This is a genomic window from Nocardioides gansuensis (assembly GCF_003076135.1).
GTDB lineage: Bacteria > Actinomycetota > Actinomycetes > Propionibacteriales > Nocardioidaceae > Nocardioides > Nocardioides gansuensis.
In genome coordinates this window covers 1-20,312 of the sequence record NZ_QDGZ01000005.1, presented here as the reverse complement: position 1 = coordinate 20,312, position 20,312 = coordinate 1, and the positions used below count along the sequence as shown (strand labels likewise).

The following is a 20,312-nucleotide window of genomic DNA, read 5'->3' as shown; positions in this document are numbered from 1 at the left end:
GAAGGCAAGTCAGCTGAAGATCATGCAGCTCGACGTGGCGTGCGCGAGCACCCGGCCGGTCTCGTCCGTGAGCTGTGCCTCGGCGAGCGCCGTTCGCCGGCCGCGAGAGATGACCTTCCCGACGCAGGTGAGCAGGCCGGATTCGGTGGTGACCGGGCGCAGGAACTTCGTGCTGAGGTCGAGCGAGGTGTAGCCCTCGCCGACGGCGAGGGTCGAGTGCACCGAGCACCCGGCCGCTGTGTCGAGCAGCGTCGCGATCATTCCGCCATGCACGCCGCCGAGGGGGTTGTAGTGGAAGGATTGCGCGTACATCCGGACCGTCACCGAGCCCCGCTCGGCGTGGAAGCCGCACATGTCGACGGTGGCCATGACCGGCGGCGGCGGCATCAGGCCCTGCTCGATCGCCTGGAGCTGACCGAGTCCATCCATCGCCGCGAGGGCCTCGAAGTTCCACTGGCCCGGCATCGCCCACCTGACCTCGCGGGTCTCGGTTTGCCACTGCGACAGATCGGGTGACTGCTCGGCCTTGTCCCGGGCATGGTCCTGGGTCTGCGTCATGGATCCAGCGTGCCCACCCTTGCTGAGTCTGTCAAGTAGACTTAGCATGTGACCGTGAACACGATTCCAGAAGGAGTCCGTACGCCGCCCGCTCTGGCCTTCTCCGTCGATAACTGCACCGTCGGCCGGGCGATGGCGATCCTCGGAGAGCGCTGGACCTTCGTGGTGCTGCGCGAAGTGTTCAACGGGGTCCGCCGCTTTGACGACATGCGCCGACACACTTCGATCCCCCGGCAGGTGCTCACCGACCGGCTCGCGCTTCTCGTCGAGCACGGGATCCTGCGCAAGGAGCCGTACAAGTCGCCCGGCGAGCGTGCCCGCCACGAGTACCGACTCACCGACAAGGGCATCGACCTCTATCCGGTGCTGATCGCAATCGCCCAGTGGGGTGACCGCTACCTCGCCGACCCCGCCGGTCCCCCGGTCCAGTTCGTGCACCGCGACTGCGACGCCGTGATGCGCATGGTCGCGACCTGCCATGCGGGACACGAGGTAGGCGACCTCCGCCGGATCGCGCCCCGGCCCGGCCCCGGGGCGACTCCTCGCGACGGATAGCCGGCGCGACCTGGTGTCCGCGCCGCCCACTCCCGCGCACGGTCGATCCGAGTGTGCCAACCTCGGTGACCGATCCACTCGGCCGCTTCCACCACGTCTCCAACGCTTACTGTTGCGATCAGGCGATCTTTCCGATCGTAGGCTCGGTCAACCCCGTTCTCACCGGCTTGACGCTGGCTCATCGCCTGGCCCAATACGCCGCGCCCTGAAGGACCTGCCGAAGCCAGCCCGAGCAGCGACACCGAGTGCGGCAGTCCACAGTCGCGTCGTCTTTCCGTCCCGCTCGTCGAAGTGGCGAGCGAGGCGATTCCGTAAGAGGAAACTCCTCCGGGCCAGCAGGGCAGCGGTCCCGCTGGACAAGACCGGGATCGGTCCCGTCACCGCTGCGGTCGTCTACGCGGCTTGGTCCCACTCCGGCCGGGTTCGTTCCGAAGCGGCGTTCGCTGCCTCTGCCGGAGTCAATTCCATCCCCGCCTCGTCGGGAAACACCACCCGTCATCGGCTCAACCGTGGCGGTGACCGTCGGCTCAACCGTGCTCTTCACATGGCCACCATCACCCGATTGACTCACGACGTCGCGACCGTGCCTACGTCGAGCGACGCCGCGCAAGAGGGACGCACCACCAAGGAGATCCGGCGCTTTCTCAAGCGCTACCTCACCCGCCAGCTCTACCGGACACTGAACACGCTCCATGCTGCCCCCGAAGGAGGTCCGCAGACCACTTGACCAGACATAGACGAGTCGGGTTGGTTATCGGAATCGGCGGCCATCTCGCCTATCGCCAGGTCGAGGCGGTCACGTCGTGCCTTGACGGCCAGGGTGACCTCGTAGTCGGAGTCGAACGCCAGCCGCGTCGCCCGCGAGGTCAGCTGCGGCTGGGCCTCGTGGCGCATCCACACGTCGTGCTTGCCGGTCCACGCCTGCCCGCCGTAGTAGACGATCCCGTGGCGGAGCAGCAGTCTTCTCCCAGGGCCTGGGTTCCGGCGATGCTCGTCGCGTGGCAGGTCTTTTGCAGGCCTCGCCGGCGTCTGGCCGATGCGTCACTAGTGCTCGGCGCCCAGGATCGCGAGGGCGTTCTGGGTGCCGTGCTGGAGGATCTCATCGGCGAGCTCTCGGTCGGCGATGGCTCGGGAGAGTTGCAGCGGGCCGACCATCATGGCAAAGAGGCTGAGCGTCTTGCCGCGTGCCGACTGCGGGTCCTCCGGCGCCAGGCGGGCGGCGATGTCGTCGATGATGGCCAGCAGTCCGTCGGTGTAGGCCTGCCTAGTGGCGTCGGTGCCGCGCCCGATCTCGTCGAGCAGGGCGGCGGAGGGGCAGCCGCGGTCGGGGTTGTCACGGTGTGCAGCGGAGAGGTAGCCCCGCACGAACTGCTCGATCCCGCCAGTCAGTGGTTGCGCGTTGAACCGCTCGCGCTGTTCGCGGAGCTGGTCGGCGACCGCGGTGGCGACGAGGTCCTCCTTCGACTCGAAGTGGGCGTAGAAGGCGCCGTTGGTCAGCCCCGCGTCCTTCATGAGCGTGGCGATCCCGGAGCCGTAGATACCGTCCCGCTTGAACCGGCGTCCGGCGGTCTCGATGATCCGCCGCCTGGTCTCCTGCTTGTGCTCCGCGCCGTATCGCGCCACGGGGTTCCTCCGCTCGCTGGACCGACCGCTTGCCTCTTGGTTCCACCCTAGTCTATTGTCTGATGATCGTACTATGATAATCGTAATCCAATAGACAGGGAATTCAGATGACGACAACTCAGCCGGTCGCGCTCGTGACAGGTGCATCCTCGGGCATCGGGAAGGCAGCCGCCCTCGGGCTCGTCGAGGCGGGTTTCGCGGTGGTCGGCACCAGCCGAAACACCTCGGGAATCAGCCAGCGCGACGGGGTGACCTTCCTCGATCTCGACGTCGCCAGCGACGAGTCGGTGGCCACCGTGGTCGCGCGGGTGATCGACCGGTTCGGTCGGCTCGACGTCCTGGTCAACAACGCCGGTATCGGCTCGGCGGGTGCCGCCGAGGAGCGCTCGGTCGCCCAGGACCAGAGCGTCTTCGACATCAACGTCTTCGGCCTCATCCGGATGACCAAGGCCGTCCTGCCACACATGCGCGCCCGCGGAGGCGGACGCATCATCAACATCTCCTCCGTGCTCGGGTTCGTCCCCGCGCCGTACATGGCCGCCTATGCCGCGACCAAGCACGCGGTCGAGGGCTACTCCGAGTCCCTGGACCACGAGGTCCGCGAGCACGGTGTTCGGGTACTGCTCGTCCAGCCCGCCTTCACCAGGACCGGGTTCGATGCGAACATCATGCAGCCCGACACACCCCTGCCGATCTATGCGGAACAGCGGCAGGTCTTCGACCGCGTGATGGCCACTGCGATCCAGGGCGGCGACGACCCGGCCACCGTCGCCAGGGTAATCGTCGCGGCCGCGACCGACCTGAAGCCCAAACTGCGGTACACCGCCGGCTCTACGGCCGGACGCGTCAGCGCCCTGCGCCGGATCGTGCCCGCCCGGGCCTTCGACAAGCAGATCCGCAAGCTCAACCGGCTGGCCGGCTGAGCCGCGCCCCTTGAAGCCGGGCCAGTGGGTTTACCGGATCTGCCGCGCGGCTCAGCGCCGAGAGTGCTCCGCCGTTCGGGCAGTGTCCTTCCCCCGCTCGGCGTGCGGCACCGGGACGACCACCACGGGGCACGTCGCGTGCTGCACGACCCGCGCGCTCACCGAGCCAAGCGGTGCTCGCCGCTGTCGCCCACGGCGTCCATGGCTAGCGACGACGAGCAGCTCGGCGTCCTGCCCCGCGTGGACCAGCACATCCGCTGAGTCGCCCCGCAGCACCTGAGGGACGATGGGAGGAAGCTGCTGCGCCACATCCGATAGCGCCTCGTCGAGCGCCTCGCGCTGATGCCGCTCCGCCGCTTCACGCGCCTCGGTGGGGTTGCTCGCGCCGAGGAACGCCTCCTCGATGCCGTCCCAGTGCCAGGCCGTGACCACATGCAGCTCGGCGCCACGGCGCCTTGCCTCACCCAGAGCCCAAGTGAGGGCCCGTCGACCACCGACCGATCGGTCAAGCCCGACCACGATCTTGCGACTCTCCGTTGCGCTCATGGAAAACCTCCCGGTGGATCCATGACAAGCGCCTGCCGCGCTCTACTTTACGCGCCACGTCCGGCCTCTTCGAGCGAGCGCGACGTGGATCTGGCGGTCACCAAGTTCCGACTCGAGGTGGAGCCGGCGCGATATGGTCGTCCTCCACCGGGTGGTGTGCTGCTATCCGGACTATGAGCGGCTGCAATCTGCGGCGGCGCGCCATGCCCGGCAGCTTCTGGTGTTCTCGCACCCGCCGTGCAACCTCCTTACACGGTCGAACTTCGGCCTCGCCAACTTGGTACGCAAGCATCGAGGCACCGACTTCAGGGCATTCGTCCACCCACCCGAGGCGATGGTCGCCGTCGTGCGGTCCCACGGTATGGCCCTCCGCTATCGGCATCCCGGCTTGGCGTGGACCGTCGTGGCGTGTGAACGGCTGGCCAGCCCAGCTGCGGCAGCGTGACGACCACACTTCTGGGACTTGTCGTTTAATCCCAAGCGGCGGCCCCTCGGCGTGGCCGCCATGCCGCGACCTGGTCTCCTCGCTGCACGTCCTACCGCCGCCATTGGGCATGGGCGAAGAGTGCCGCAACTTGTGACGCAGCTTCTCCCACTGCCGCGACTGGCCTGAATGGACAAGCTGTCGCCCGCAGAACAGGCTTCAGGAGTTCGGACCGGGTTGATCGCATCTTGAGTGCCTAACCCTGATGGCGGCGCGGCTGAACGCTGCCGATGCCGATGCCGATTAGGAGTCTGTGGGCTCCAACTCCGGGATGGGCGCACCCGGCTCCTCGCCGGGATCCAACGGATCCATCCCGGGATCACCAGAGGGAACGATTTCAGGGTCGGAACCTGGCTCGATCGGTGTACTGGTCATAACCAACCAGTACCTCCGGAACGGATCCGAAGGCAAGGGCTCGCCGGACGCGATCTATCCCCCTGTCATGCGGATCAGGGGGCCGGCAGCTGATCCGCGGGCGAGCAGTGGGAACGTGCAGGCCTGCGTCAGCGCCCCACCCCTGCTCTGTTGGAGTCCAGGGTGCAGTCCGCGGGGACACCAGCGAGCTTCACTGCGCACGCACTGCAAATCCAGCGTGGCGTGATTGATCGGTCGGGTGCTCGCCGCCGGCCACATGCGACCATCCTCGCGCGGCCGGTGAGTGCCACGATGGGAGTGTGGTCGTGCTGTGCCTGACCGGTGACGTGATGACGGGCCGGGGTGTGGACCAGATTCTGCCTGCGGCGGGTGACCCACGTCTGTGGGAGCAGTACGCCGTCAGCGCTAGGCACTACGTCGCGCTGGTCGAGGCAGCGTCCGGTCCTATCCCTCAGCCGGTGGACTTCTCGTGGCCGTGGGGCGATGCGATGCAGGTCCTCGACGAGCTGGCGCCAGATTTCCGCATCGCCAACCTGGAGACCAGCATCACCAGCAGTGACGACTTCCAGCCCGCGAAGGCCGTGCTGTACAGGATGCACCCGGGCAATGTCGCCTGCCTGACTATTGCCCGGCTCGATGCCTGCGCGCTCGCCAACAACCACGTGCTGGACTTCGGCGTGGGCGGCCTGGAGGAGACCCTCGAGGTGCTCACCCAGGCGGGCCTGGGACCCGTGGGCGCGGGATGCGACAAGCAGCAGGCATGGCGCCCAGTCGTGCTGACCGCGGATGGCCATCGGGTCCTGGTCTGGTCGGTGGGGTCGGCCTCCAGCGGTGTGCCGCGCAGCTGGGCGGCAGGACCGGGAGGCGCCGGAGTCGCCTTCCTCAGCGAGCACTCCGACGCCGACATCCACGCGATCTGCGAGCGGGTGCGCCGGGTGAAACAGCCGGGCGACATCGCGGTCGTTTCCGTCCACTGGGGATCGAATTGGGGATACGAGGTGCCGCGTGCGCAGGTCCGCTTGGCCCATGGGCTCATCGACAGCGGCGTAGACGTGATCCACGGGCACTCCTCGCACCACCCGCGTCCGATCGAGGTCTATCGCGACCGGCTCGTGCTCTACGGCTGTGGCGACCTGATCAACGACTACGAGGGAATCGGAGGCAAGGAGCGGTTCCGTGATGACCTGCGGCTGTTGTACGTCGTCCGGCTCGACCCAGCCGGAAGGCTCGACGAGCTGCGGATGGTGCCGTTGCAGTCGCGGCAGATGCGCTTGCGGCTCGCGACGGAAGAGGACACGAGGTGGCTGCACCGGGTCCTGCGCAAGGCCAGCCGTCGCTTCGGATCGCGGGTCCATGTCGAGGCCGACGCCAACGTGCTACTGCTCCGGTGAGGTGTCGACCGACGAGGCAGTGGAGGAGCATCCAGTCGTTGTAGGTCTCTCCTCCGCGTGATCCACTTCTTGAGTACACCCGTCATCCGACTTCGGGATCATGGCGCAACGTTCTCGGGGTGTCGGGGACCGCATGGTCTCACCGGAGTCTCGGACGTCGTGGCGGCCGCGAGCGCAAGCATCTCTGCCCCAGCGTGGAGACGCGAGACTAACCCCATCCGGATCTAGGCAGCGAAGCGGCCTGCCGCGGTTCGCAGATGCTCACCGTAGAGAGCCCGCGACAGCTGGTGCCTCCTAGGCGCACGTGCAACTGCGTCATACCGGCTCGTATGACCTGTCAAGTCGTCGACCTCGGGTCCACGGTCCACTGACGAGCCCCTCAGACAACCAACCTGGGCAGGGTGCATTTGCAGGCTCAAACCGCGTCTTAGCTTTCGCCCGCCAAAGTTTAAAAGGGAGAGTGCGAGTAGAAGGGAGAGTGCAAGGCGGTGCGGTCGCTCACGGGGCTGGCGGCTTCACCGAGTCCCGAGAGCTCAAGAGCTCAAGAGCCCGAACGTCCACCACACAGATGTGGCAATCATCTGTTTCACCCAAGCCTCGACGTGCGAGCGCCGAATCGTTCGCAGCGGCAGGTCGCGGAAAGGCGCTCCGGCGGCGGCCAGATCGGCGTTCTCCCGGGTCGAGGACAGCCACACCTGTCGAGGTGCCCAGCCGTTGTAGAAGACAGCAAACGTGACCTTCCCGGCAGTGGGGACGATCCAGTCCCCGCGGACGACCTTCGATTCTTCGGTGGCAACCACGGACGGCTTGCCCCCAAATCGGGGATGCCCCCACCCCCCACCCCTGATTGTCTGGGGGGCCACACGAGGCCGTGCTCGAGGACCGGTAATGCAGGACAACAGGAGGAATCGTGAGCGTCCGAAATGTTTCCAGGCGTGCCCGAGCAGGGTTTGTCGCACTGGCGCTGGCGGCCACGCAGCTTGCCCTACAAGCTGGAACGGTGTCGTCGGCGGACGCCGCCGCTGGCGAAGTGCTGGTTCTCGACAGCACGGTGAGTGGCGGGGCAGGCAGCACCCTGGCCCAGAAGTTCGTTGCGGCCGGGAAGACGCCCGTTGTCGTCGACGATGCCACCTGGGCGTCGATGACCGCTGCCCAGTTCGATGCCTACGACGCGATCGTGCTCGGGGACCCGAACTGCGGCGCGTCGGTTCCCGCAGCGGCTGAGGCGAACGCCGCCGTCTGGTCCTCGGTCGTGGACGGAAACGTCATCGCGATCGGTAGCGACGAGACCTTCCACGAGACCCAGGGCGGCGACCAGTTGATGGCCAGCGCTGCGGCGTTCACCGTGGCCCAACCCGGCAAGACCGGCGCTTACATCTCTCTGAGCTGCTATTACCACGACACTGCACCGAACACCCCGGTGCCACTGCTGAGCGGTTTCGGCACCTTCACGATGACTGGCGTGGGCTGCTACAACGACGCGCACATCGTCGCCACCCACCCGGCACTGACCGGGCTCACCGACGCTACCCTGTCGAACTGGTCCTGCTCGGTCCACGAGGCCTTCGACTCCTTCCCGGTCTCCTTCGAGGTGCTGGCGATCGCGCAGGGCATCGGCACGTCCTACACAGCGACTGACGGCTCGGTGGGGACGCCGTACATCCTGGCTCGCGGGGTGACGGTCGTCTCGGACATCGATCTCGCGCCGCTAACGGCAGCCAAGAAGGTGGGCCAGACCCACACCGTGACTGCCACGGTCACCTCGGACGACCCCTCGCCGGGAAGTCCGGTGGTGGGAACCACGGTCACCTTCACCGTGATCGCCGGTCCGAACACGGGTACGACGGGAACGGGCACCACCAATGCCTCGGGGGTGGCCTCCTTCTCCTACCCAGGAGCGGCCGTCGGTGAGGACACCATCGAGGCAACGTTCCTCGACGGGCTCGGCCGCACCCAGCGCTCCAACCGGGTGACAGCCACCTGGTCGGTCGCCGCCAACAACGCGCCGAACATCAGCTCGGATTCGACCACGGTGCAGTACAGCGACGCTTTGGCGCCGACGATGCTGGCTTCGGCAACCGACCCTGACAGCGACCCGCTGACGATGAGCGCGACGGCGTTGCCGGCAGCACTGTCGGGCAGCGACAACGGCTCCGGCGGGTTCTCCGTGAGTGGCACCGCGACCGCCGTTCCCGCGGCGTATCCGGTGAAGTACACGGCAAATGACGGCACCGACTCCTCGACGTCGTCCGACGACATCACCATCACCAAGGAGGACTGCACCCTCACCGCACCGGTGACGATCCAGTCCAGTGCTGCGGGTAACACCACGCTCACCGCGACCTTGGGCGAGCCGGACTCATCCCCGGGAGACCGCTCCGGGAAGACGATCTCGTTCTCGGGCACCGATGGCTCCGGACCCGTCGGGCCGTTCACCGGCACGACGAACGGCGCTGGCGTGGTGAGTGTCCCGGTCCCGCTAGCAGAAGGGGTCTACGCGCTGAACGCGTCGTTCGCCGGGGATGCCTACTACTACAACTGCCAGACCACGAGCGAGACGATCGTGACGGTCTCGCCCGCGAAGTTCAAGGTCACCGGCGGCGGGTGGATCAGCCAGGGCACCGGCAAGACGTCGTTCGGGTTCAACGCCAAGAGCGACGTCACGGGACTGCACGGCCAGATCGCCATCCAGCCGTCATCGTCCAGCAAGGCGAAGTTCCACGGCAAGGTGGTGCTGACCCTGAGCGGCAGCGGGAACACCGCCACTTGGACCGGTACCGGTAAGTGGAACGGCGTCGCCGGTTACAAGTTCACGGCGAGCGTCGTCGACAACGGCACCAGTGGTAAGAAGGGCGACACCATCTCACTGCTGGTGCAGACCTCCGGTGGGACGACAGTGTTCACGACCGGCGGCGCCAAGCCGCTCAAGGGAGGCAACATCGTCGTCCACTAGAGGCGACAACTGAAGGGTTCGGGGCTGCCCACGGGCGGCCCCGAACTCTTTGTCGGCTACACGCACTTGCCTCGGTGACGAGCCGGAACTGCTGCCGCCGATTGGGGGCGGCTAGGCTCGCCCGGATCCGCGGTCAGAATGCTCGAGGGCTGCCGGCTGTCATCTGCCAGACGTAGGCTCCTCGCATGACGTTCAGTGCATCGGAGTTCTACGAGGCGGGGATGTCCCTGCCTCCTGAGGTGCGCAAGATTGTGGCCCTGAGGCTTCTCGAATCGGTCGAGTCGGATGAGGCTTTCGACCGGGCTGCCGAGGGCAGCACACCGCGGCCCGCTCCGGCGTTCGACGCGTTGAAGGCCGACCCGTCGCGCGCGATCCCTGCAGAGACGGTGCGTGCTCGTTTCGAGGCCACGTGGGCCGCCCGTTCATGACGTGCCCAATCAACTACACACCTGAAACCGTGCAACAGCTCAACGAGCTGACGATTGGACACCAAAGCGGCCTCGTCGGTCTTGACCGCAGTGAAGAAGACCACTGCAGCCTTGATCTGGGCAGATGCGTTTCCTGTGCGTCATCCGCGCCGAGCGTCGGCGTTCATGCCTGGCCGGCGGACGGGTCTCGCCATCGTCTCACGACGCGCTCGTCCCGCTTCCGCATCAAGCACTCCAGACGTGAGGGTCCACATCCTCGAACCCCGTCCCGCACCGCCCAGAATGGGCGTCCGCTTCGGCCCGAGAGTTGCACTGATCACAGCGCCAAACCCTTGCTACACACCTCGCCCGAGCGCCAGCAGTGCCGAACAGTCCCGACGTCTGGAAGGCGTCCCGCCCGATGTCACGGTCGAGATGGACCTGCCGGCACGAAATGCCCGCGGCGGCAGTGACACTGCTGCTCGTCATGGTCGAACTGTGGCAAGACCCGGGTCGATCGGCTGGAAGCACGTGTCGACGGCGGGTTCATCGCCCATCTCGGCACCGAGACAGCCGTACGCCGCAGTTCCCGAGGTTCGCCGCCCGACTCGATCCGTGCGCCCGGCAGGGGCACTCCACGGCGTACCGCCGACCCTTCGAGCTGGCTCCTGGGCCGACGTTGGAGGTCGGCGCCTCCCACACGGGGTGCGACATCGCTTACGAGGGGGCCGCCGCGCGCCCGACGTTCTTGGTCGGTCCCGACCACGGACTGGTCCCTCTCGACTGGCTCCCCGATGATCCGTGAGGTGCTGCCGATCATTGTCTTCGTCTGGCTGCACCTGCTGACCCGCCGCACCCCGATGGGGCGCAAGCAGATGCAGGCGGTGCGCTCCCCGGCGCTCCGAGGCTCCGGGTCGAGGCGAAGCACCTCCCCGAACGCGGCTTCGAGGTGGTCGACGGAAGGGTGTCCGCGGTGTCGGCCGACGGGAGACCGGTGCTGGATGACGGACGGGTGCTCGACGTCGCCAACGGCATCTGGTGCACCGGCTTTCCGGCAGACCTTCGACTGGATGGACGTGCCGATAGTCGGCGACGACGGCTGGCGGCGGGAGTACCGTGGAGTGGTCGACTCGGCACCCGGCCTCTTCTTCTATGGTCTCTCGTTCCAGTACGCCCTCAGCTCGATGGTGCTCCCCGGCGTGGGCCGGGACGCGACGTAGTCGTCAAGAAGATCGCGGCCCCCGCGCAGACGAAAGAGCCTGCTAAGGACCGAGGCCGCACATAGCGCGATAGGAGGGCGTCATGCCAGTTCAACCCTCAGCACCGAGGTCGTCCCGGTCCCCTTCGAAGGCAATCGCGATCACCGTCGCTGCCGGACCGGTGCTGCTTCTGGGGGCGCTGCTCTGGCATCCGCCGCTTCTGGGACGGTTACCCGACAACGACGCCGTGGCTGAGGCGGCGGCCGCAGACGTCACCAGGTGGGGACTGTCCCACCTGGCCGCGGCAGTCGCCGCTGCCGCAATCACCGTCGCCTTCATCGGGATCCGGAGCTATCTCCGTGAGCGAGGCGACGGCTGGCTCAGCGCGGTGGGACTTGCGCTCGTGGTGGTCGGGAACACGCTGTACGCCGTACTGCCGGGCATGGAGTTCTCGGCGCTTGCGGCTCACGAAACCGGCACCGACATCGCGGCGGCCCAGGACGCCCTCCAGCCCTGGTTCATCAGTGTCCTGGTCAGCGGATCCGTGGTGTTCGCGGCCGGCACGACCCTGTTCGCAGCGGCCATTGTGCGGTCCGCCCCAAGGGGAAGGACCGAGGCCCTGCTGATCGCGGCCGCTCTGGTCGTGTTCGGATTCTCCCGGGTGATTCCGATCGGGGTCGTGCAGTTCTACGTGCAGCCCGCGGCCGCGCTCCTGGCGCTGCTGCCGCTGGCCGCGGAGATCTCGGCCGGAGGGAGGCAGCGCGCGAGCGTGGTTGCCGGACCTGAATAGTGCGAGCTGCCGGCTTACGACCGGTCGCGTTGCTCCGTGCGACCTGCTCCGCAGCAATGGCCTCTATGTCTCGTTGTGAACTCGGCATGCACAACCCCTTAGGTGCTCCTGAGTGCGCCCTGCCTACTTGGCTTAATGGTTGGTGATCAGGTCGGTCAGCCAGCCCCGCAACCGGGCACCGAACTCCGGCTCGATGCCTCGGCTCGTCTGCGCGTCCACGACATTCAGCGCGGCACCGAGCTGGTTGACCTCGGTGGGCGTGTGGGCGCCGCGATCGTGGGACGCGACGGCGGCCCGGAGGATGGCCTGCAGTCCGTTGCAGGTGCCGGTGTTCGTAATCAGTCCCTCCTCACAGGCGCGGACGATGTTGGAGAGAAGGCTGGCCGAGGTGGCTCGGACGCGGAAAGTGCGCGTCAGTGTGCCGACGTTGCCGAGGTTGTCCGCCGCCGTCACGACAACCGAATGCAGGCCCGCGTCGAGCAGGAACGCGTCGACCGGCTGTCCGTTCGTCGCGGCCGACCCGTCGAGGGTCGCACTCTCCGAGTCGACACCGGATCCGTCCGGGCCGTCGTCCGTGGTCCACGAGATCGGGAACTGGTCGTCGGTGTCGAACTCCCGAGCCTCTGGTGCCGGGGACGTGACGGTGATGACGGGCGCCGTCGTATCCAGGACGAACTCCGTGGTCTGCACCGGCGCCGAGGTCACCGCATGGCAGGGGTCACCGGCCCGGGACTCGAGGACATAGCGACCGTCCGGCATCGAGGCGAGCGGAACGGCCACCCCGTTGGGCGCATCGGCCCAGGCCGGAGGCGTCGTGCCCTGACGGTAGACCCGCGACTGGACGTCGACGAGCGACTCCGTGAACACGGCGTCCGTCGCAGTCACCGTGATCGACGTACCGGGACCCACGAAGTGCGTGCCGTCAGGAGCGTCGTACACCGGGCCACCGCCGACCACGGTCGTCATCGTCGGCGCCGAGGTGTCGCTCGGGTCCGCGGATGTGCCGTCGCCTAGCGCCGGGAAGTTCGGGTCGTCGATCTCGAGCTGCTCGAGCTTCGGCCACCACGCCGGGTTGGTCTCCCAGTCCTCGAAGAGGCGCCGGAACGCCGGCCTGAGCACGCACGACTCCCACAGCGGGAAGGTCCCGGCGCCGCCGTGCGGATCGTCCGGGTCCTCCTCGGGGCCGAAACGAGGCAGGCCGTCGGCACGCCACACGTGGTCGCCATCGATCGTCGAGAGCCAGTTCACGCCCCCGAGCCCGTCGACCATCACGTTGGCCGGCCGCCCGGGCGCGTCGGCGTACGTGGTGATCGACGAGGCCGACCTCACCACGCCCGCCTCGGCCAGCTCGTCGCCCGCGAGCTCGTTGAGCGCGGAGGCGTCGAGCAGCACCATCTTCGCGGTGGTGACGGAGTTGTCGAAGATGGCGAGGTCACCGAAGACTGCCGAGTCGGACAGCTCCGACGACGTGGCCGTGCCGCCGCCGGGCAGCTCGATCGTCCGGTCGGTGTGGTGGTCGGCCGGCATGCCCATCAGCGCGTCGAGCCGCGCGTGGTCGCCGGGCTCGAACAGGTCCACCTGCTGGGTGCCCAACGGGCCGAGGTCGAGGGAGACCTGCTCCACGTCGAGCCAGTACGAGGGATGCTTGAGGAACGACGCCAGCACCTCCACATCGACGCCGAACGCCTTGTTGATCTCCTCGATGACGATCTCCTTCGCCAGCTCCTTGATCTCGGCGGTCACCATGCGGAGCGGGTTGAGTGCCGGACCGAGGATGTCGTCGAGGATCGCGGAGAAGGACTGCAGGATCGAGCGGGCCTCGCCGACGACATCGGGAGCACCCAGCATCGAGATCATGTGTTCGTTGATGAACGGGTCGAGCTCGTGCAGTAGTACGTCTGTGGCGCCGATGGCGTCCTCACAGTTGGCGCGAGGGAGGCTGCCCTCGGAGCCGAGGTGCTCGCACTCGTCGTTCTGGGTGTTGCGCAGGGCCTGGGCGTCGAACAGGGCGCGGGTGGAGCCCAGACCGACCCTTCCCCACTCCTCCAGACCGGCGTCGATGTCGTCGATCCAGGCGTTGAGGTAGGCGATCACGATGTTCTGGAAGATGAGGTCGTCGCCCGCCTCGAATGGGTCCGGGAGGCAGCCGATCGTCGCGCCGATGCACTCGTTGCGCTGGTAGGTGCCGGAGCGCTGGCCACGGACCGTGCCGATGGTGACGGTCGCGGTCCGCGCGTAGCAGTCCGGGTCGATGAGCGCGCAGTCGTCGTAGGAGCGGTCGGCCTGGCGCACGGCCTTCTGGATCTGGAGATCGGAGCGGAGGTCGAGGAAGTAGTCGATCAGCGGGCCGCGCACGGGCTCGGGCTTGTCGCCGACCGTGAATGGGCCGCCTCCGGGGCAGCCGTCGTCAGGCTCGCCGTCCTGATCGTCGTCGAGCCCGTCGCCGCATCGACCAACCGGCAGCGGCGTGTCCGGGTCGACGAGGACGTCGTAGATCCACCGGTTGGGGGCGTCGAAGGCGATGGCGGGCGTGGAGTCGCTGGAGACGTCGCCATCCGCGAGCAGCGTGCGGTCCGGGTTGCCGTCGTACCCGGACGTCGCGTCCCCGATGTAGCCCTCCACGATGATGTGGCGCAGCGCGATTTCGGCCTTGTCCACGTCGGTGACGATGTCGCCGACTGCCGGGAAGATGCCGTGCGCGAAGTCGTTGACGAACGTGTGCGCCCACATGTCGCCCGCAGCGTGAGTGGCGAAACCGTAGGTGAAGGCGAGGATCTGCCCGCGTTCGGCCACGTTGTACGCCGGGTCCGACTGCGCGGCCCAGGACTCCGTCATCAGGTGGCCGATCCACTTGCCCGTCTCGTCGGGGTGGATCGTGGACTGCCCGAAGGTCAGATCCGGGAACCCGTCCGGGCCGATCACGCCGGCCTGGTAGTAGGTCGGCCAGTCGCGCAGCGCCTGCACGACGGCCGGGCGCACGGCGTACTCGCGGCCGCCGATGGTGACCTGGCCGTCGTCCTGAACGTCGGCCAGTGCAGGTTGTGCGGTGCTGATGTGCGTGTAGGGCTTGAAGGCTTCCGCCGGCGGCGCGGTCAGCGCAGTCGCCAAGGCGCCGAGGATGACGGCAACAGCCAGGGGTCGTTTCATGATGTCTCCCGAGTCGACCGCAGGAGACCCCAACGTCACCCCGCGTCTCAGCAGGCTGGCAGAGGCCAGGGTCGGGGACATCACTAGACCGGGCCATTTTCGGGTAGTCATCGCGAACTTGCGGACTGGACCGCACTGCTGGATCGGCTTCCAATCGTCGCCCGCGCTGACGCGCTCGCCCTTCTCCCCTGCTGGTCCCCCGCCAAAGTTGCAAAAGGAGAGTGCACGCCGCCGCGCGGAGTTCCCACTACGCGTCTCGGGTACCAGCCTGCCTCGCCCTCCCCCGCTGGCATGCCACAGGCTTGACGAGGACTAGCCCATTGCGCCCAGAAGGACGCACTCGGCCTGCGCCATACCTAAACCATGGCATCTGGACGCATGAATCGGGATGGGCACTCCCAGGGGTGTGGGACTGTCGGCGCTCTCGGGCTTCACGAGGGAGCACAATGTCGATACGAATGCACAAGGCCGTACATCTTCGGGGGACGGTGGCAATGGCTCTCGTCGTGCCACTGCTGCTGATGGGCCCGGGTCTCACCGTGACCCCATCCGCCGCAACAGCGAGCGCGGCAGCCGCAGGACCGGTCACCAACGGAATGATCGCCACGTTCGCGTGGCAGCAGGGTGCCCACATCTCCGAGGAGCTCGACCTCGTGGTGATGAAGCCCGACGGCAGCGGGGCGCAGGTGCTGGTGGCGGACGCCGCGAAGCGAAGCTTGTGTGGCTTCGACCTGGACTGGTCGCCGGACGGCAACCGGATCGCCTGGGCGTCGAGTGGACAGGTCTGGACCATCAAGGCAGACGGCACCGACCGGCAGCACCTGGCGGCCGGCTGCGTGAGCCATCTCGAGTGGTCACCGGACGGGGGCACTTTGGCGGTCGAGATCGACAGCCGGACCGGGCTGCTGTCGATCCCCGGAGGTGCCTTCGAATGGCTTCGCGGCTGCGAGTACGGCGAGCTCGGCGCCAGCTTCTCGCCGGACGGCTCGAGGCTCAGCACGGTCGCGACCGCGGACTGCGACAGCGACCCGATCGGCTGGGGCATCTACGGCTTCGACGTCGCGGACGGGGCGCTGGACGCGCGCTACGCCGACACCAACCTGCGAGGTCAGCCCCCGAACAACATGTTGGCCTCGGTCCCCAGCGGTGCCGAGTGGCACCCGAGCCAAGACCTGATCCTGACGTCGATGGACGACGGCTCCGAAGGCGGGACCTGTCACCCCATCGGCCAGACAGGCGCGTGGAACAACTCCGACCTGTTCACGGTGACCGCCTCGCCCGACGCCCCGCTGAGCAAGGTGGGTTCGACCTCGGGTGAGTTCGAGCTGTCGGAGCGAGAGGCGAGCTGGTCGCCCGACGGGCAGCGCATCCTGTTCACCGGCGACCGCAACGTGTCGTGCCAGAACGGCTCCTACGTGCGCTCGGGCGTCGAGCTGTTCTCGATGAGCGCCAACGGCTCCTCGACCACCAAGATCTGGACCCCGTGGAGCGCCGAGCTCGGCTTCGTCGGCTCGAGCTGGCAGCCGTGCACGGCCGTGACGCTGACGTGCGTGCCGGTCCCGCCACCCGACACCGATGGTGACGGGCTCCCCGACCCCAGTGACGCCTGCCCGACCGTTGCAGGGCCGGCGAGCAACAACGGCTGCCCGGTCCAGCAGCCTCCCCCCGACGCCGGCGGAGACGCCGATGGTGATGGGGTACAAGACGCAACCGACGCGTGCCCGACCGTTGCGGGGCCGGCGAGCAACAACGGCTGCCCGGTTCAGCTGCCTCCCCCCGACGCCGGCGGAGACGCCGATGGCGATGGGGTGCCGGACACGACCGACGCCTGCCTCACCGTGCCGGGCCCACTCTCGAACCAGGGCTGCCCCGTCCCGGTGCCAGCCCCGCCGGCCTCCTCCACCCCGACGCCGCTGCCCGCGACCGCCCCCAGCCAGATGAAAGCACCCAGGCTCGTCGTCCGGGGGACCAAGGCCATCGTTCGGTGGACCGCAGCAAGCGCCAACGGCAGCGCCGTGTCCAAGTATGTGGTCGACATCAGCAAGGGCAAGGACAAGACGGTGGGCGGTTCTGCTCGCAAGACCGTGTTCAGGCAGCTCAAGCCCGGCCGCTACAAGTTCCGAATCGCAGCCACCAATGCCTTCGGCACCTCTCCCTACAGCGCCTGGGCCAGGATCCGCATCCGCTGACACCCAAGAGCACAGTGTCCGATCGAAGCGAAGCCAGCCAGCCCAAAGGGACCTTGGCTACCAACCGATGCAGGGCACCGTTCACGGGCCGCTGTCCCTGCTGTAGCCCGTCCTCTCTCGACTGTTGGCCAAGACGCTCACAACGTGACGCGCGGCGGCCGCGGGGCGTGACAATAGCCACCGCCCGGTATCGCCGGAGCTCGCGCCAGCTCGACGATGCGGCACCAGCCGCGATCAGGCGTCTTCAGAGCTGCGTCTTACCGCCGCGAAGCGGCAATGTCCCATTTCCGCTACGGATGCGCTCGGAAGCGTCCTGATCTGCCGCGGCCACCGCGGACGAGTAGCAGATCCGAGGGCATGGTCACGCGGGTCTTCGACGCCTACCGTGGAGGGATGAGCAAGGCGCAGGCGGGCTCCGATCCGTGCTGCCCGACGTGTGGACAGCCGCTGCGCCACGGCGGCCACATGTCACGCGAGAACGCTGCGTTCGTCACCGCCTCCGGCAACGCCGGGATCTCGTTCGAGACGCAAGGCAGGTGCGAGAACGAAGCCTGTGTTGACTTCGGTCGTGAGTTCGCGCCAGACGAGTGGTTTCGCCCGGCTGACGGACCGGAGTGACGGAAACCCCGCTGCTGCCGCGCGGATGTCAGTCCGGTGTGCCCCGAGTGGGGGCCGTGAGTAGAACCACGGTGTCCTCGAGCGCCTCGAAAGAGTCCCATTCGAGCGCACGACGTAATCGCTGGGGCAAGCTCAGCAGTGTGGGGCCCCGCGATCACCCGCGCGGCCGCGAATCAAGTGGAGGGTCACCTCGTCGGTGTTCTCGTGCTCCTCGAGCGCGTGGCCGGCGGCAACCCCCGATCAACGTCCGGCGCAACGAATGGACATGTCCGCCGTGGATGGTGACGCCGTACCGGCCGCTTGATGCGGACCGAGCCTCCGCCAACAGCTTCTCGCCGAGTACGCCGAGCGCAACAGTCTCCATGGCAGTCCCTTCGACCGTCTCAGCGTAGCGAGGCAGCGCGGCCAACCGAGTTCTTGGACTCTCCTATCTCCCCTGTCTTGTCTGCGACAACAGGTCGCCTGATTCGACCAACCAGGCAGACCCTGCGTCCTTTCGCCGACTGTGAACGCGGTCACGACGAGCCCACGGGACTAGCGTCGATGTGGCTTGGGTAGGCCGGGTTGGCGACGAGCGGGGCTTAGACCCTTTGCAAGGTCGCCGCGTGAGGTGGGCCTCACGGTCTGTGCTGAAGCCAATCGTCGTAGGGCACCGCGGCGGCGTCACGACCCGCCTGGGTGATGATGCACTCGGTTATCCAGGTGCGGAGCGACACCATCTCGGGTGTGGACCGGGGGGTGAGCAGCTGATAGGTCTCGCAGATCTCGTCGGCCAGGTTGTCCGCGGCCAGGAGTTCGCCGACGCTGGAGGCCAACTCGCGGGGCAGTGTCATCTCAATGTCGACGTACTCGAGCCCCGCCGCTGCGGCGTCTAGGGCGATCCGGCGACCCATGTGCCGTGCGAAGGCCGGGCGTGTCACCAAGCGCTCGATGAGCAGGCCGAGCTCGCGCGGCGGGCTGGAGCCCTCCTCGGAATCGATGAGCTGAAGCTCCCGGATCAGGTCGTCGAGCCGCTGGTCGATCCGAAGCGCGAGTTGCACCGGGCACTGGACCATACGCACCCTCGCCCAGTCCGCGGGCAGCACGCCCGGACCCGGTGTCGTCCCGTCGCGGACAGCCACCATCGGCGGCCGGACCTGGTGCTCGACTCCGTCACCGGCGAGGTCGGCCCATATCCGCCGACCGTCGGCGCGCTCCTCAATGCCCCAAGACTCCGCCAGCACCGACACGATGGCCAGTCCGCGCCCTGTCGTGCCCAAGGCGTCGACTGGGGGTGCATCACCGGAGCTGAGCACAGGAGGCGGTCTCACCGCCGGGAGCGGGACCAGCCCGCCGGCGTCCTCGACGCTGAGCCGCACGGCTGGGTCGAGGTCGCTCATCCCGACCTGCATGTAGGCGCTGCCGCTGTGCAGGGCGGAGTTCGCCGCCATCTCGGTGACGCACAGTGCTGCATCGTCCACGAGATGCTCGCGGCCCCAGTCCAAGAGCCCGTCGGTGATGAACCTCCGCGCACCGGGAACGCTGGAGACCTCCGCGGCAAGACGGACCCGCAGCTCGGGATTACCACCCCGGGGCACGGGCGTCATGTGGGCATTGTGCCCTAGGTCGGCGCCGTCTGGTGGTGGTCCGGTGCTGGACAGCCGCGAACCGTGCGCACGAGTGCAGGACCCCAACTGGGAGGGCGACCGGGTTGAGGGCGGATGGCAGTCGGCGCAAGTGCGTCATACCACCGCCATCGGACGCGGAGATCTCGCTCTCCCGTGCCAATGAGCGGGCTCCGGCTGCCGAGGAGGTCAACCTTCGCTCTCTGAACCTCGGTTTGAGACGAAGAACAGTCCAGCGCCGCAGAACAGCAGGATGACGCTCAGGACAAGGGACGTCGGCTTTGACGTCTCCGAAGCGAACACCGAGGATCCGACGCCAAAGATGCCCAGGGTCATCATGATGACCCCCCACCCCCGACCAATCTTGCGTAGCAGGAACAACGTCATCCCCTCAGCGTCAGGCTAGTGGGCCGGTCTCCCGGGAAGAGGTCACCTTGCCACGTCAGGGGAGTGGCCGAAAGAAGAGACGCGACAGCCTCCGCAAGCGCGTCATACGCGGCGAGTCGGCCTGCGGGATCACGGACCGAGGGGCGGCGGGTCCTCGAGTGCGTTGTTGCGAACCCTTGGCTGTTCAGTGGCACGAGCGGGCATCATCTGTGCCTGCGCTGAGGACAACCTCGGCGTAGATTCATTCTCAGAACCGCTCGCGGACCCGAGACCGTGGGCGGTTCTTCCTTTGCTCGGGTCGAGATCTCTCGAGCAGTCTCCGCGATGTTGAGCTGCTCGAACAGAACCGGCCCCAGATGGGATCGGTGACGCTCGGGCCAGGAGCGACTCGGCGGTGGCGGAGGCGCGTCCTTCCGCCGCCTGCCGGACGCGCGGACATGGCTCCCCTCTATGTCAAGAGGCCGCCGGGAGTGAGGTTCTAGGCTGGGTGTCGGCGGGTCCGGGAAGTGGCTTGTCCGAAGAGTCGGCTTGGGGATGTGAGCCGGCCGCGCTGGAGTCAGAGA

At 67.5% G+C, this 20,312-nt stretch carries 17 protein-coding genes and 1 pseudogene; 11 read left to right on the top strand and 7 right to left on the bottom strand.

Annotated features, from left to right (window positions below):
• Positions 1–9: 9 nt before the first annotated feature.
• A complete protein-coding gene (locus tag DDE18_RS11955; protein WP_211754530.1) occupies positions 10–558 on the bottom strand; it encodes a PaaI family thioesterase in 549 nt (182 codons plus the stop codon).
• A 54-nt stretch (positions 559–612) separates the two neighbouring features.
• On the opposite strand from DDE18_RS11955, the gene DDE18_RS11950 reads away from it, so the two are divergent.
• The 3 genes and pseudogenes from DDE18_RS11950 to DDE18_RS23660 all read left to right on the top strand — a co-directional run.
• Positions 613–1,113 carry a winged helix-turn-helix transcriptional regulator gene (locus DDE18_RS11950; RefSeq protein WP_245916644.1) on the top strand — a complete coding sequence of 167 codons (501 nt, stop codon included), beginning with the start codon at positions 613–615 and terminating at the stop codon, positions 1,111–1,113.
• A 53-nt stretch (positions 1,114–1,166) separates the two neighbouring features.
• Positions 1,167–1,322, top strand: coding sequence for a GMC oxidoreductase (locus DDE18_RS24255; protein WP_425437564.1), 156 nt, complete (start codon positions 1,167–1,169; stop codon positions 1,320–1,322).
• 110 nt (positions 1,323–1,432) lie between these two features.
• A pseudogene (locus tag DDE18_RS23660) lies at positions 1,433–1,840 on the top strand (transposase); the annotation flags it as partial.
• A gap of 317 nt (positions 1,841–2,157) precedes the next feature.
• Here DDE18_RS23660 and DDE18_RS11935 read toward each other — a convergent pair.
• Positions 2,158–2,736, bottom strand: coding sequence for a TetR/AcrR family transcriptional regulator (locus DDE18_RS11935; RefSeq protein ID WP_116572510.1), 579 nt, complete (start codon positions 2,734–2,736; stop codon positions 2,158–2,160).
• Between the two features lie 107 nt (positions 2,737–2,843).
• On the opposite strand from DDE18_RS11935, the gene DDE18_RS11930 reads away from it, so the two are divergent.
• Positions 2,844–3,659 carry an oxidoreductase gene (locus tag DDE18_RS11930; RefSeq protein WP_116572509.1) on the top strand — a complete coding sequence of 272 codons (816 nt, stop codon included), beginning with the start codon at positions 2,844–2,846 and terminating at the stop codon, positions 3,657–3,659.
• Between the two features lie 51 nt (positions 3,660–3,710).
• Here the strand turns inward: DDE18_RS11930 and DDE18_RS11925 are convergent, their stop codons facing one another.
• Positions 3,711–4,205, bottom strand: coding sequence for a universal stress protein (locus DDE18_RS11925; protein WP_116572508.1), 495 nt, complete (start codon positions 4,203–4,205; stop codon positions 3,711–3,713).
• Positions 4,206–5,363: 1,158 nt separating this feature from the next.
• On the opposite strand from DDE18_RS11925, the gene DDE18_RS11920 reads away from it, so the two are divergent.
• Positions 5,364–6,455, top strand: coding sequence for a CapA family protein (locus DDE18_RS11920; protein WP_211754528.1), 1,092 nt, complete (start codon positions 5,364–5,366; stop codon positions 6,453–6,455).
• Between the two features lie 533 nt (positions 6,456–6,988).
• On the opposite strand, the gene DDE18_RS22645 is transcribed toward DDE18_RS11920, so the two are convergent.
• A complete protein-coding gene (locus DDE18_RS22645; protein WP_133241220.1) occupies positions 6,989–7,255 on the bottom strand; it encodes a hypothetical protein in 267 nt (88 codons plus the stop codon).
• A 200-nt stretch (positions 7,256–7,455) separates the two neighbouring features.
• Between DDE18_RS22645 and DDE18_RS11915 the strand changes: the two genes are divergently transcribed.
• The 4 genes from DDE18_RS11915 to DDE18_RS11900 all read left to right on the top strand — a co-directional run bounded on the left by DDE18_RS11915 (position 7,456) and on the right by DDE18_RS11900 (position 11,804).
• Positions 7,456–9,408 carry a post-COAP-1 domain-containing protein gene (locus DDE18_RS11915; RefSeq protein WP_116572507.1) on the top strand — a complete coding sequence of 651 codons (1,953 nt, stop codon included), beginning with the start codon at positions 7,456–7,458 and terminating at the stop codon, positions 9,406–9,408.
• Positions 9,409–9,593: 185 nt separating this feature from the next.
• Entirely contained in the window at positions 9,594–9,836 is a 243-nt protein-coding gene (locus DDE18_RS11910) for a hypothetical protein (protein WP_116572506.1), read from the top strand.
• Between the two features lie 1,049 nt (positions 9,837–10,885).
• Complete coding sequence (locus DDE18_RS22960; RefSeq protein WP_165821133.1) at positions 10,886–11,035, top strand: hypothetical protein; 150 nt, start codon at positions 10,886–10,888, stop codon at positions 11,033–11,035.
• Between the two features lie 226 nt (positions 11,036–11,261).
• Positions 11,262–11,804 (top strand): hypothetical protein, encoded by a 543-nt coding sequence (locus tag DDE18_RS11900; protein WP_116572504.1) that lies wholly within the window; start codon positions 11,262–11,264, stop codon positions 11,802–11,804.
• Positions 11,805–11,936: 132 nt separating this feature from the next.
• On the opposite strand, the gene DDE18_RS11895 is transcribed toward DDE18_RS11900, so the two are convergent.
• On the bottom strand, positions 11,937–14,951 hold the full coding sequence (locus DDE18_RS11895; protein ID WP_133241219.1) for a hypothetical protein: 3,015 nt from the start codon (positions 14,949–14,951) through the stop codon (positions 11,937–11,939).
• 494 nt (positions 14,952–15,445) lie between these two features.
• Here DDE18_RS11895 and DDE18_RS11890 point away from each other — a divergent pair, with 494 nt between their 5' ends.
• Both DDE18_RS11890 and DDE18_RS11885 read left to right on the top strand, forming a co-directional pair.
• A complete protein-coding gene (locus DDE18_RS11890) occupies positions 15,446–17,140 on the top strand; it encodes a thrombospondin type 3 repeat-containing protein (RefSeq protein ID WP_165821132.1) in 1,695 nt (564 codons plus the stop codon).
• 393 nt (positions 17,141–17,533) lie between these two features.
• Positions 17,534–17,758, top strand: a complete 225-nt coding sequence (locus tag DDE18_RS11885) for a hypothetical protein (protein WP_133241218.1) — start codon at positions 17,534–17,536, stop codon at positions 17,756–17,758.
• A gap of 617 nt (positions 17,759–18,375) precedes the next feature.
• Here the strand turns inward: DDE18_RS11885 and DDE18_RS11880 are convergent.
• Positions 18,376–19,344 (bottom strand): ATP-binding protein, encoded by a 969-nt coding sequence (locus tag DDE18_RS11880; RefSeq protein ID WP_342748936.1) that lies wholly within the window; start codon positions 19,342–19,344, stop codon positions 18,376–18,378.
• Positions 19,345–19,551: 207 nt separating this feature from the next.
• A complete protein-coding gene (locus DDE18_RS11875; protein WP_116572499.1) occupies positions 19,552–19,749 on the bottom strand; it encodes a hypothetical protein in 198 nt (65 codons plus the stop codon).
• Positions 19,750–20,312: the final 563 nt, after the last annotated feature.